The sequence below is a fragment of the Chryseobacterium sp. CS3K3.1 genome, assembly GCF_059515165.1.
On sequence record NZ_JCAKRV010000004.1, the window covers coordinates 23,581 to 35,535 of the forward strand.

Annotated in this window: 15 protein-coding genes; 1 reads left to right on the forward strand and 14 read right to left on the reverse strand. The window is 36.7% G+C overall.

Annotated features, from left to right (window positions below):
• Window positions 1-115: 115 nt before the first annotated feature.
• From AC5YGI_RS05420 to AC5YGI_RS05455, 8 genes are all read right to left on the reverse strand, one after another.
• Window positions 116-1,729 (reverse strand): Na+/H+ antiporter, encoded by a 1,614-nt coding sequence (locus AC5YGI_RS05420; protein ID WP_454511114.1) that lies wholly within the window; start codon window positions 1,727-1,729, stop codon window positions 116-118.
• A 153-nt stretch (window positions 1,730-1,882) separates the two neighbouring features.
• Window positions 1,883-2,887 (reverse strand): bestrophin family protein, encoded by a 1,005-nt coding sequence (locus tag AC5YGI_RS05425; RefSeq protein WP_496167728.1) that lies wholly within the window; start codon window positions 2,885-2,887, stop codon window positions 1,883-1,885.
• Window positions 2,888-2,963: 76 nt separating this feature from the next.
• Window positions 2,964-3,641, reverse strand: a complete 678-nt coding sequence (locus tag AC5YGI_RS05430; protein WP_330746919.1) for a DUF2490 domain-containing protein — start codon at window positions 3,639-3,641, stop codon at window positions 2,964-2,966.
• 132 nt (window positions 3,642-3,773) lie between these two features.
• Window positions 3,774-4,166: a DUF1398 domain-containing protein gene (locus tag AC5YGI_RS05435; protein ID WP_454511112.1), complete on the reverse strand. Its 393-nt coding sequence runs from the start codon at window positions 4,164-4,166 to the stop codon at window positions 3,774-3,776.
• 141 nt (window positions 4,167-4,307) lie between these two features.
• Window positions 4,308-4,997 carry a response regulator transcription factor gene (locus AC5YGI_RS05440; RefSeq protein WP_110011023.1) on the reverse strand — a complete coding sequence of 230 codons (690 nt, stop codon included), beginning with the start codon at window positions 4,995-4,997 and terminating at the stop codon, window positions 4,308-4,310.
• Window positions 4,998-5,008: 11 nt separating this feature from the next.
• Entirely contained in the window at window positions 5,009-5,785 is a 777-nt protein-coding gene (locus AC5YGI_RS05445; protein WP_330746921.1) for a sensor histidine kinase, read from the reverse strand.
• Between the two features lie 21 nt (window positions 5,786-5,806).
• Window positions 5,807-6,439 (reverse strand): hypothetical protein, encoded by a 633-nt coding sequence (locus AC5YGI_RS05450; RefSeq protein WP_454511111.1) that lies wholly within the window; start codon window positions 6,437-6,439, stop codon window positions 5,807-5,809.
• Between the two features lie 17 nt (window positions 6,440-6,456).
• Entirely contained in the window at window positions 6,457-6,783 is a 327-nt protein-coding gene (locus tag AC5YGI_RS05455; protein WP_496167729.1) for a hypothetical protein, read from the reverse strand.
• Window positions 6,784-7,098: 315 nt separating this feature from the next.
• Between AC5YGI_RS05455 and AC5YGI_RS05460 the strand changes: the two genes are divergently transcribed.
• A complete protein-coding gene (locus tag AC5YGI_RS05460; protein WP_496167730.1) occupies window positions 7,099-7,944 on the forward strand; it encodes a T9SS type A sorting domain-containing protein in 846 nt (281 codons plus the stop codon).
• Between the two features lie 80 nt (window positions 7,945-8,024).
• On the opposite strand, the gene AC5YGI_RS05465 is transcribed toward AC5YGI_RS05460, so the two are convergent.
• The 6 genes from AC5YGI_RS05465 to AC5YGI_RS05490 all read right to left on the reverse strand — a co-directional run bounded on the left by AC5YGI_RS05465 (window position 8,025) and on the right by AC5YGI_RS05490 (window position 11,955).
• Window positions 8,025-8,474, reverse strand: coding sequence for a VOC family protein (locus AC5YGI_RS05465; RefSeq protein ID WP_496167731.1), 450 nt, complete (start codon window positions 8,472-8,474; stop codon window positions 8,025-8,027).
• 34 nt (window positions 8,475-8,508) lie between these two features.
• Entirely contained in the window at window positions 8,509-9,057 is a 549-nt protein-coding gene (locus AC5YGI_RS05470; RefSeq protein ID WP_330746926.1) for an SRPBCC family protein, read from the reverse strand.
• A gap of 17 nt (window positions 9,058-9,074) precedes the next feature.
• Entirely contained in the window at window positions 9,075-9,446 is a 372-nt protein-coding gene (locus AC5YGI_RS05475; protein ID WP_227943690.1) for a VOC family protein, read from the reverse strand.
• Between the two features lie 73 nt (window positions 9,447-9,519).
• Window positions 9,520-9,990 (reverse strand): hypothetical protein, encoded by a 471-nt coding sequence (locus tag AC5YGI_RS05480; protein ID WP_496167733.1) that lies wholly within the window; start codon window positions 9,988-9,990, stop codon window positions 9,520-9,522.
• Window positions 9,991-10,001: 11 nt separating this feature from the next.
• Window positions 10,002-10,457, reverse strand: coding sequence for a DUF1569 domain-containing protein (locus AC5YGI_RS05485; RefSeq protein WP_110011016.1), 456 nt, complete (start codon window positions 10,455-10,457; stop codon window positions 10,002-10,004).
• Between the two features lie 289 nt (window positions 10,458-10,746).
• Complete coding sequence (locus AC5YGI_RS05490) at window positions 10,747-11,955, reverse strand: ABC transporter permease (protein ID WP_496167734.1); 1,209 nt, start codon at window positions 11,953-11,955, stop codon at window positions 10,747-10,749.

An 11,955-nucleotide genomic window follows, 5' to 3' on the forward strand; every position in this document is an offset into this window, starting at 1 on the left:
CATGAGAAGTACACGTAAGCCTTTAAAATTTCAGAATTTTCCTTTTGTGAACTTTTTATTCCTGCAAGTTCATTTTAACTTTTATCTTTTGTGACTTTTGTGGTTTATTTTGTAATTACCCATGTGAAAAACCTGTGATCTTGGCTTCATCAAAATCCAGCTGCATTTCAATGGTTCTCATCACATGATCATCAAATATCTTTTCTCTTTTCATTCTGTGCAATTCGTTTCTCTGTGCCTGAATGATCTGGCGTAAGACATCTTTATTTTGATTGATAGCGGTTACATAATCTCCTGTGGAAGCCATGCACTGGGCTTTGTCTGCCATCAGCATCATTTCATTTTCCAGTTTATGCTTTTGATGACGCACAAGGCTGTTCGTTACTGCCAATTCAGAAAAATCTTTATCCAGTTTGTGCAATGCTGTTTCCTTCAGTTTACGCATAAGGATTACTTCCTGTTTTTCTTCCGGCAATTCGCTTCCGGCATCCTGAATATTTAATAATTTCAAGATGGGCGCCAACAATAAACCCTGCCCTACCAGGGTGATCAATATGATCACGAAAGTGACAAATAAAATAATATTTCTATGCGGAAATGCTTCTCCGTTGGGTAAAAAAGCAGGAATTGACAAGGCGGCAGCCAGTGAAACCACTCCTCTCATTGCTGCAAAACTGATGATAAAAGGCTCTCTCCAATCGGGTTTGGGAACTTTTAATCTTAGTTCTTTAGAGCAGATTCTTGGGAAATACATCAATGCATAACTATAGAGAATTCTTGTTCCGATAATCGCTCCGCCAATCACTACACTGTAGAAAATACCTTCTGAAATGGTATATTCTTTCATCCCTTCCACTACAATAGGAAGCTCAAGACCAATCAGGATAAAGATGATGGTATTCATCAGAAATATCAGAACACTCCATACATTCCCGGACTGAATCCTTGAGGTATGGCTTAAATAGCAATGTGAATTATAAGACATCAATAAACCTCCGGCAACTACAGCCAATACTCCCGAAAAATGGAAATGTTCCGCTCCCACATACATAATATAAGGTACGATCAGGGTAATAATGGTATCGATATTGGAATTGGTCGGGATAACTTTTAATAAAGCACCAAACAGGAAGCCTACTGCTACTCCCACAGCAATTCCACCGATCGCCATTGTGAAGAAATCCTGAACGGCATCTCTCCAGATAAACTGTCCTGAAATAACGGCGGCCAGTGCAAATTTAAATACAATTAAACTGGAAGCATCATTGATCAAACTCTCGCCTTCCAGAATATTGGTAATTTTCTTAGGAATTTTCATATGCTTCAGTACCGAAGTCGCAGCTACTGCATCCGGCGGAGAATTCACACCTCCCAACAAGAAGCCCATTGCCACTGTAAGTCCGGGAATGATAGAAGATGAAAGATAAGCAACGACTATGGAGGTTAAGAATACCAATCCAAAGGCCATTGAAAAAATCTGTTTTCTCCATTTATGAAAATCCTGCCATGAGGTAAACCAGGCTGCCTCAAACAAAATTGGCGGCAGGAAAATAAGAAAAACAAGATCGGGTTCTATTTCAATACGTGGCATTCCCGGCACAAAGCTTATCAGTAATCCTGCAATGACAAGAAAAATCGGGTAAGCTACTTTTAATTTCTGGCCGATCATTACCAATATCATCACAGATAGCAGTACTGCAATGGATATTATAACATAGCTGTGAATCATTTTTAAATAAGTTTTTTTAAGTTTAAGTGTTATTTTTTATGGGATATCAAATATTTATTATTACCCAAACCTGATAGGTTTCAGAAACCTATCAGGTTCAGATATATTCGAAGTCTGTCATTAATCAATATCTGAGATCATAAAAAGATCAATCTAAAGCACGATATTATTCTTCGGAGTAATGGCTGGCGGAAGATCAGATTCATCCAGCATATCTCTCATATCGATTTCAATCGTACGGCTGATCTGGGTGATGGGAACGTCATTGGGACTTCCTTCAAAAGGGTTTACCGAAGCCTCTCCTACGCTGTCCAATGTATGGAAACACCAGGTTACCAATAAAGAAAACGGAATATTAAACCATAATGTCAAGCCTTCTACCGATGTTCCTTCACCTAATTTATCAAACTCCTTCAATAATCCGAAAGGCACAAAAACAATGAATAAAAGCAATAGATACGTTGTAATTGAAGAGAAATTTCTCGGATAGGGAAAGTTTTTAATTCTTTCAGCTTTTCCCTGATTATCGGTAAACTTCACCAATTGCTGGTTGATCTGTGTCCATTGAAAATCATTGATTCCTCCTTTTTCGTAAACTTCGGATAAAGCTTTACTCTGGCTGGCGATCAGTTGAGTCGCTCTGTTTTTTTTACTTACAATGTACTGAAGTTCAGATTCTGAAAGATACTTTTTCAATTCTTCATCCAGTTTGGACTGTCTCTCCGGAATGTCATATTTTTTAGCATATTCATCAAACTGATCTGTTCCCATGTTTTCCCATGCTCGCGATTCACGAAGCTGAAATCTCAATGCAGTAAGCCATGCATAATGACGAAGGAACATTTCTTTTACTTTACCGGAGTCTTTAGAAAGAAGTGCATCTCTCAGGATATATCCAAAGCTGCGGCTGTCATTAATAATAGCTCCGTAAATCTGTCTTGCTTCCCAAAGTCTGCTGTAGCTGGCATTGTTTTTAAATCCAACAATAAAAGCAACCGCTGTTCCCATGATCGCAATCGGCTGCCATGGAACGGAAAGAAACTTCCAGCCCAAAAAATACAGGACTGTAGGAATAGCTGATAATATAACCAAAGCGTAAATGCTCCGTCTGGTCCAGATAATGAACTCCCGGGCTCCGAATCTTTTTCCTGAATGCATAAGTGTTTATTTTATAGTGTTTATTATAATCTATTTTCAAATAATGGTTTTCCTCACAGCATTCAGAATAATTTTATTAGTTCTTAGTGAACGGGATATTATTATAAAAACCAATCTGAATTTGTCCGCGGTTTCTGTTCTCCTGAATCTGATTCATATAACCAGCTTCAATCCTCATATTTTTATTGATGACATATCCTAACGCCCCATACACTCTGTTTCTATCAAAAACCGGATTGTCAAAATGCAGAAAAATTTCGTTATATACTGATGCGTAAAGGGTTTTCGGAAGTAACTCTTTTTGAGTAATCGGAATATTGACTCCCAGCATATAACGGAATCTCATTCTGAAATCATCCTGAAGAAAACGTTCTTCCAAACGATAGCGGTGCTGAAGATAAAAACGTCCGAATTTCTGTTTGGTAATATACTGCTGGAAAATTCGGTGCTCAATATTTTCTTTTTTTTCACCGTTTACGTAAGGTTGGCTGAGAATGAAACCGTACCCCAATAAAACATTGTTATTGTTCTCTGTAAGATCATATCCGATCCCTGTACGGATCAGTAGCTGTTCCAGGTCTCCAAGCGCATCGAAATTACGGTACTGAATTTCATTGTGCCAGTTCAGCTTCTTGCTGATCTTATTATTTCCAAAATACATATACCATGCTCCCAGATCGTTTTTTTGAGCAAATGTCAAAATGGATCCCAAACCTAAAACTGTGAACGCCAACTTCGTAAAAACCTTTCTCATATTTACCAATTACTATTATCTATCGTTTTAAACAAAATTAATATTTTAAATCAATAATAGCAAACAATATTTTATAAGTTAGTTTAAAGAAGTACGGATGCAATGTTCTGCATCCGTTTTTTTTGTAAAAGATTATCCTGGAACCTGTTCGGTAAGAACATCTGTTTCATTCTGGTCAAAATAAGTACAGGTCATTGCATGAAGATTCATTGTCCAGCCATTGATTCCGTTTTCTGCACAGTCTTTACAGAAAGTTATATAATCTGTTCCTCCCTGCTGGTGAAGTTTAAGCCTTATTTTAAAATTTTCAAGATTTAAAATATCGGAAATGGGAAGAGCCACATATTTTTTTCCAGTCTGCACAGATTGGTTGTGAGTATTAAAGTACTCAGTATTTCCGTCTGAAACGTATGCTTTGTAGTGAGAGACACCTAATGCTTTTATAGCCTGAATATATTGCGGAAAATCAGCTCCGCTTTTTACTTTCTGGTGCTCTGCTTTGATGTTTTCAATTGTAAATTTCATTCTTTTGTATTTTCTGTTTTTAACTATAAATTATTGTTTCTCACAAGCAAACCATTGGACTCTGCTTTTCAAAACAAAGGCTAATTTAATCAGAAAATATAAATCTCATTTAATTTTTAATAACAACAGTTGTAGGGATAGTTATTCGAACCTGTCTTTTAAATAGTTCATATCTGCAATTTTACTTTCTATGGCATATACCACTAAACCGGCAGTATTTTTGGCTCCGGTTTTCAATAGAAGGCTGTTGCGATGACCTTCAACGGTTCTGGAGCTTATAAAAAGCTGATCCGCAATCTCAGAAGTGTTGTATTGTTTGCAGATGAGTTCCAATACCTCTTTTTCCCTTTTGGAAATATGATTGGCATCAAAAATACTGGAAACCTTTTTCTTAGGTTCTGTAAGGTTTTGATGTAAAGCTTCCATTACCTCGTTATTATAAAAGAAACCTTTGCTGTACACTTCCCGGATTGCCGTGAGCAATTCTGCAGGGCTTGAATTTTTTTTAAGAAAGGAGCAGGCCCCGGACTGTATCATATTGACAATAAATGCTTTCGTGTTATAGCTCGTTAAGGCAATAATTTTAATCTGGGGATATTTGATATGGATCTGTTTGGTAGCTTCTACTCCGTTAATTTCCGGCATATTGAGGTCCATCAGGATTATATCAGGCAGTTTTTCCAGGGTTACAAGCTCATCCAGCAGCTCTTTACCGTTGCTGAAATCACTTACCAGTTCAATATCTTTTTCTCTCTGTATCAACAATGAAATTCCCTGACGAAAGAGTGCTTCATCGTCTACAATTATGACACGAATTATATCCTTTTCCATTTTATAATGATTTAAAATGTAAATTCTACGGTAATTCCTTTATTGTTTTCACTTTCAATTTTCAGTGTTCCATTGATCAGTTCTACCCGGCTTCTGATATTTCTTAAGCCTAGTCCACCTTTCAATGTATTTTCATTAAGATCAAATCCTTTCCCATCATCTTTATAGATACAGGTATTTTTTCCGTCTTTTCCCAAAAATTCTATATCAATATGCGTGCTTTCTCCGTGTTTTATGGAATTGTTAATGAGCTCCTGTAGTATTCTAAAGATATGCAAATTTTTTTCTTCTTCCGCTTTTGCAAAGTATAAGCTGTTGGAATAAGTTACCTGCAGGGTTTTGGACAGGTTGATTTCTGAGCACAATGCATCTATGGCAGCGTGGAGCCCAAATTTTTCTAAAATCGGAGGAAGGAGATCATGTGAGATCTGCCTTGCACTTTCTGCTGTTTTATTAACCAGATGTATGATTTTATTTTTCAGATCGTTGTATTCTTCTCTGGCCAGATTATCAAAATCCAGGAGATGGATATTTAAAGAAACCACACTGAGTTTTGAACTGATGTCATCATGCAGATCCTGGGCAATTCTCAGTCTTTCTTTTTCCTGGGCGCTGATAATGGCGTGGGTAAGCTCTTTCTCGTATCTGACCTCAAGCTCCTTTTTCTGAATAAGGTTTCTTGTTATCTTCTTATTAGAAAAATAATAAAATATAATCAGGGTAACGGCCAGTAAGGTAAATGCCAGAAAGGTATAAACGATAGTGGAAATAATTGTATTCTCATTCATTTTGTAAAATCATAACAGTGATTACACATTTTTTTTGCGGGAAGACAGATAGTCTGTCAGAATAAAAATCTGATACACAATAAACATAACAACATTGAAAACCCATATCTCTTTATGCAGTTTTCTGTTCATCACCGTATACAGGTTTCCGGACAAAAATATTACGGTACTGCTTATCAGATAAAGTAAAAGTCCCAGGCTTATATAATTGTATTTCTTTTGGGTATCCAGTATATTATATAAATGAAATAAGGCCAGAATTATGATTGAATAAGACGTGACAAAAATTTCAAAAAGATTAAAAACATAATACTTTTCGGGGTATATGATATACTGTATAACAAGAACTACAGGAATGATAATTAAAAGTGTACGTGCTGTTTTTTTCTGGTATTTTTCCGTTACAATTTCATGGAAGAATAACCCCAGTAACAAAAACTGACCTATCAGATAATAATGCGAGAAAAACAGATTATTGATCTTCTGTGAGTTTAATACGTAAAAAACAATTTCACACAGTAATATCCAGGCCAGATAACCGATGAAGAATGTATAGGCTTTTCCTCCTCCGGAAAAACCTATACAGTATACTGCCAGATTAATCAGCAGAATGCCTTTTCCAATTAATGACAATATTTCAATCCAATGATCCAAGATCTCCGGTTTTCAGGTTACAGATTCCACCATTTCTCGGCAGAACATACGCTTGGGCAGGGTGTGGTCATGTCATATACATAATACCCTTTATCATAATCCACAATATCATTGTTATCTGCATCTACGCCCACCAGAAGAAATTTAAATTCACCTTCATCGGTAATGGCATTATATCCTCTGTATCTCTCAAATCCTTTGTCATTAATAAAAATATCATGAACGTCCTTTGCCGGGATAAGGTGGGCCCGGATAGATGTTCCACCGATAATTTCTGTATTCTGCCAATTGCTGATCCATTTTTTAGCATCATCTAATAAGACTGCATGTTTAGGTAATTCCATAGTTTTTCTCGTTTTAAATTATATAATAGGTTTAGAATAAGTTACTTCAGCTACACATTACAAGTTATGAAAAAAAACTAACCATACTGTGAAATACATTCATTTTAATTAACATAATATCCTTTTTTCAAAATTATAATAATAAAAACCACCAAAATTGCGTATTTCTACCTGTTTTTCAATTCGGTTTTTAATACGCTGTTGTCCCTTGATATTTCTCGCTTGCTTTGTGGTATCCTTTTACGGGAAAAATCCTTGAACCTATAAACAGTCCCGGAAGCTTATGATCTAATGCTAACATTAAAAACCTGTATCATGAAAACAATTATCTTTTTTGTAATCTTTACTTTCTTAAGTAATATTGCATCAATCAATGCACAGACAACTACTGTAACTTTTGAAACTTCATCTGGCGGAAGCACAAGCTTTACCAGCAACGGATATACTTTCAATATCGTATCACAGGCCGGAACTTTCAGAATTCAGGGCAATTATCCAAACACCGGCTGGAACGGAACAGCTAATGATAACGTCTATATTGACAACACAGGAACAACCAATATCAGCTCTCCCTCTTTCAGTGTTAAAAGCAATTCTGCATTCACGGTGTCAAAGTTTTGGGTATTTTTAAGCAATATTGCTTTAAACCAGTCTGCTTCATCAGGAACACTTATTATTACGGGAAAATTAGGAGGAGTTACAAAGTTCACCACCACAAAAACATCCGGATTTAATACTACATTTAATGCAACTACAGGAACGACAGGTATCAACAACGGATTTACCCTGATTGATCTTTCCACCCTAAATAATCAGAATAACAGCAACACTACCATTGATGAAATCCAGCTGCAATCCACCGGAGGGTATGTTTATATGTGCCTGGATGCATTTACATGGACAAAAATTTCCACATTGGCCACCTCAGAAAATGACCTCAAAGGCAAAGTGAATATTTATCCTAATCCAACTTCCGGTATCTTCTATATGGATGACCTGAAGAAAAATGAAAATGTTTCTTTATATGATCAGTCCGGAAAACTTATGAAATCTGCAACAGCTGAAAAAGATAAAAATAAGTTTGATATAAGTGAGTTCCCTGATGGTATCTACCTCATCACAACAGCATCAGGAAGCTACAAAATCATTAAAAAGAAATAATAGCTCAGCAACTTATCAGTAAAAAAACCGACAGGCTCCTGTCGGTTTTTGGGTATTTTGAATTCAAATATATATATATCTTATGGATGTTGCTGCATTTTAGCAGGATCGTCATAGTTTACCATCCAGTTGATTCCGAATTTATCGCTAAACATTCCGAAATAAGCTCCCCAGAAAGTGTCAGCCATTGGCATTGTTACCTGCCCGCCTGCAGAAAGGCCACTAAATAATTTGTCTGCTTCTTCTTTAGATTCAGCGTTCACAGAAATGGAGAAGTTGTTTCCTGCTTTGAAGTTGGAAGACCACTCTCCTCCTGTATCGCTTCCCATCAAAATCGTTTCTTTAGAGATCGGAAGAGAAACGTGCATGATTTTGTTTTTGTCTTCTTCAGAGGTTTCTTTTCCTTCCATTGGAGGCATTTCGCCAAATGTTCCGATATAAGGATATTCTCCTCCGAAAACAGATTTATAAAAATCGAATGCTTCTCTGCAATTTCCGTTGAATGTGAGGTAAACGTTTACTGTTGCCATAATTGTTTTGTTTTTTTAAGTTGAGTTCGTTTTTTTATTGAGGTTTTTCAGACAGTGCTTTTAATCGTGAAAGCCCTTTCTGATAATCTTTTCCGATAGCATTCTCCATATTCATAAACAACTTCATCAGGGTAAAAGGATAAGGAATCTCAGAAGTAAATCCCCATGTTGCCTTGCTTCCGTTCCCTTCCGGAACTACTGTTACGTAAGCATTTGCTTCACTTTCATAGGGCGTAAGAAATTTGATTGCCGTATCTATTCTTTTCCCAGCTTCATCCACTTTTTCCAATTCCTGGCAGCCTTTTCCTGCCTGTTTATTTTTACTGTCCCAGCAAACTTTTTCTCCGTGCTGCCCGGTTGTTCCCGTCCATTCTTTTTTCATACCCGGATCAAGATCATTCCATGGACTCCATTGATCCATTGCTTTGAGGGTATTGGTATTCTGCCATACTTTTTCCACAGGTGCATTAATAGAAATCGACTTTTCATATTGACAGTCACCTGGAATAAAAGCAGCCCAAATCAGCAAAATGATTAGTAATGTGGCTAATAGTAAAAAAATACGTTTAAATGTTTTCATCATCAATGTGTTTTTAATTATTATCTGTGTTGATCTATAAGAATCATATTTCCATCCGGATCTTTCAGATAGATATGTTCTGGCCCGGAGGTGGTTTCATCGGCTTCTCTACCGATTTCTACTCCGCTTTCTTTTAATTTTTTCTGAATTTCACGCACATCATCAAAAGATTCCAGATTCTGTGCATTTTCGTCCCATCCCGGATTGAAGGTAAGCATATTTCCATCAAACATCGCCTGAAAAAGGCCTATCAGCGTAGAACCGTTTTTCATGATCAGATAGTTTTGTGCTTCTGTTCCTGCCATAGTGGTGAACCCAAGCTTCTCATAAAAGTCTTTGGATTTCTGAAGATCTTTTACGCTTAAGCTGATTGAAAATGCGCCTAGTTTCATAATGTTTGTAAGTTTTTAAAGTAAGACCCGGTCTGGGGTATTGTTAAGTTCGATATAAGATAATGAGGTTCTTTTACTGATTTTTAAGATGGGTCTTAAATTCAATGGTCCCGTCATAACTTTTCCAATCGCCTGTAAGTTCGATGTACTGCTCTTCAATTTTCTCTGTCTTTCTATTCCATTTGAAATTGTAGACAAACTTCCCTTTGAAAAGTCCGGAATGTTTTCCTTTATTCTCTTCCGCCAGCTCATACTCCCCGTATACGGTTCCCTGTTTTTTGGAATCTTTATATTTTAAAATGGTAATTTTGCCTTCAAATTTCGTGTAATTGGTATCCACAAGGGAATATCCTGAAACAAAATATTCCTGATCATTTTTTTTATTCTGCTCAGAGATATTGATCTTCAGTTTCAATTCCTGACCTTTATTTCCGATAGTTCCTGTATAAGGTTTACTGTTATTCAGCCATGTATTGGAAATATCCGGCATCTGACCCCATGCAAAATTGGCAGCCAGAATGAAAAGTAATAAAAGTTTTTTCATACAAAGTGTGTTTAAACGCCAAATTGTGCCAGATGATGGTTCAGGTGCTTGGCAAACATGTTGTTCCATTCCTGCGAATTCAGTTTACCGAAAGAAAAAGATTCTTTACCATCGAAAGCATCTGCTCCCAGCTGTTGTGTCTTTTGAATAAACCCGATCAGCCTTGTTTTTTCTTCATGAAAATTCTTTCTGGTAGTAATCAAAAACTGTGGAGCGGTAGGTGAATCTCTTGGATATGCTTTTTCTCCCACTACTTTAGGTTTTACAAAAGTTTTTAATATAAATTTTGCAATCGCTCCCGGCTTTTTGTGTTTTTCCGGTTCATAAACCATTTCATAGGTAATACAGCAGTGTGCCAGCATCTGGTCTACCGTCATTTTTCCCCACAGACCGTGTGTATCCTCCACCAACTTATTTATTCTATCAATATAGTTTTGAGCATCTTTTGCATCAAATACATTTTCCATATAATTTCTATTTTACTATGGACAAATATATCAGTTTTTTCGTTTGATTTTATCGTTGGCTGAAAAAATTGAGGGGTGCTTGTTATGGGATACGAGTTACGGGTACGGGATTCGAGTTCGAAAGTTTTTCGGCTATTTTTCGGGTTATTTTTTACGTATTTTTCCCTGCTCTTTAATTTGTCGGGTATAGATACTGATCATCTGTCAGCCTATATACTATCAAAAGTAACCAGCAAACCAGCATCCTATCAACCTCTAACTTAAAAACCAGCAACAAATTAACCAAAAACTACTCTATCTCTTCCCGAGAAGGGTCCTCAATTGTAATTTCCTGTGGTGCAGATTTTTTGAAAATAAACCATAGTTTGATCTTTAAAGCAATCCAGCCTATGATCGCATATATTACTAAAAGAATGCTTAAATGTTTCAGGTATGGGAAAGTAAGCTCTACCGAACCTTTTTGAATCAATAAGATTTTAAAAGCCTGTAAAAAGGGAGTTAACGGAATAATATTCGCAATAAACTGTACAAAAGCGGGCATTGCATTCAAAGGCCATGTAAAACCGCTGATAATGAAAGCCGGCGAAGCAATAACCATCAGGATTTGTGTAGCTTTCAAAGCATCCGGAATCAGAATACTGATGAATACTCCCAGAAACGAAACCGATCCTACAAAAACCGCTGTGAGGAGAATAAAATTAAAAATTCCTTCCGGCATCGGAACATGAAAAATCATGTGCATAAAGTAGTAAATACCTACAATGAGAACAGAAAACACCCAGATCGGAATGACTTTTATCAACATGGTCGGGAAGGCCCATTTTTTCATTTTCAGATATTCTTTCACAAAAGATCCTCTTTCAAATTCTGCGGCAAAACTTACCGCCATTGCTAATAAAATAACCTGCTGTAACACTACTGCCAGCATTGCAGGCCACATAAAGATCAGATAATTTCCTGTAGTATTGAAAAGGGTTATATAATTGGCTTTGAAAGGCTCATATTGTGTTGCAGCTTTCGCAGCAGGCATTCCTGCTTTCTGAAGGGCTTTGATGGAAGCTCCGGCAGAAAATGTTCCTATGGTCAGCTGAAGTGCTTTAGAAGCAAAATTGGCCGTTAAAACATTTCCTGTATTGATATACACATTCAGTTCAGGATATTTTTTCTGCAGCATATCCCCTTCAAATCTTGAAGGAATAATAACGACAGCAGCTGCCTCATGCCTGATCACCTCATCTTTGATGCTTAAAGGTTCCTGCAGATATCTGATAATTTTGATGCTTTTGTTATCATCCAACATTTCCGTAAGTTGGTTGGATAACGGTGTATTGTCTCTATCAACAACCAAAACAGGAGTATTTTCAACTTTTCCGCTTTTGTAGACAAACCCCAGCAAGGTGGCATAGAAAACCGGTGCCAAAAAGAACACCGTCCTTAAGGTAGAATTGCCGATAAAAAGTTTGAACTCACGTTTCAAAAGACGGAAAAATTCTTTCAT

Excerpts from the sequence above, each read along its gene's own strand:
- AC5YGI_RS05420 (WP_454511114.1), bottom strand. The coding sequence starts at position 1,729 with ATGATTCACAGCTATGTTATAATATCCATTGCAGTACTGCTATCTGTG.
- AC5YGI_RS05425 (WP_496167728.1), bottom strand. The coding sequence starts at position 2,887 with ATGCATTCAGGAAAAAGATTCGGAGCCCGGGAGTTCATTATCTGGACC.
- AC5YGI_RS05430 (WP_330746919.1), bottom strand. The coding sequence starts at position 3,641 with ATGAGAAAGGTTTTTACGAAGTTGGCGTTCACAGTTTTAGGTTTGGGA.
- AC5YGI_RS05435 (WP_454511112.1), bottom strand. The coding sequence starts at position 4,166 with ATGAAATTTACAATTGAAAACATCAAAGCAGAGCACCAGAAAGTAAAA.
- AC5YGI_RS05440 (WP_110011023.1), bottom strand. The coding sequence starts at position 4,997 with ATGGAAAAGGATATAATTCGTGTCATAATTGTAGACGATGAAGCACTC.
- AC5YGI_RS05445 (WP_330746921.1), bottom strand. The coding sequence starts at position 5,785 with ATGAATGAGAATACAATTATTTCCACTATCGTTTATACCTTTCTGGCA.
- AC5YGI_RS05455 (WP_496167729.1), bottom strand. The coding sequence starts at position 6,783 with ATGGAATTACCTAAACATGCAGTCTTATTAGATGATGCTAAAAAATGG.
- AC5YGI_RS05460 (WP_496167730.1), top strand. The coding sequence starts at position 7,099 with ATGAAAACAATTATCTTTTTTGTAATCTTTACTTTCTTAAGTAATATT.
- AC5YGI_RS05465 (WP_496167731.1), bottom strand. The coding sequence starts at position 8,474 with ATGGCAACAGTAAACGTTTACCTCACATTCAACGGAAATTGCAGAGAA.
- AC5YGI_RS05470 (WP_330746926.1), bottom strand. The coding sequence starts at position 9,057 with ATGATGAAAACATTTAAACGTATTTTTTTACTATTAGCCACATTACTA.
- AC5YGI_RS05475 (WP_227943690.1), bottom strand. The coding sequence starts at position 9,446 with ATGAAACTAGGCGCATTTTCAATCAGCTTAAGCGTAAAAGATCTTCAG.
- AC5YGI_RS05480 (WP_496167733.1), bottom strand. The coding sequence starts at position 9,990 with ATGAAAAAACTTTTATTACTTTTCATTCTGGCTGCCAATTTTGCATGG.
- AC5YGI_RS05485 (WP_110011016.1), bottom strand. The coding sequence starts at position 10,457 with ATGGAAAATGTATTTGATGCAAAAGATGCTCAAAACTATATTGATAGA.
- AC5YGI_RS05490 (WP_496167734.1), bottom strand. The coding sequence starts at position 11,955 with ATGAAAGAATTTTTCCGTCTTTTGAAACGTGAGTTCAAACTTTTTATC.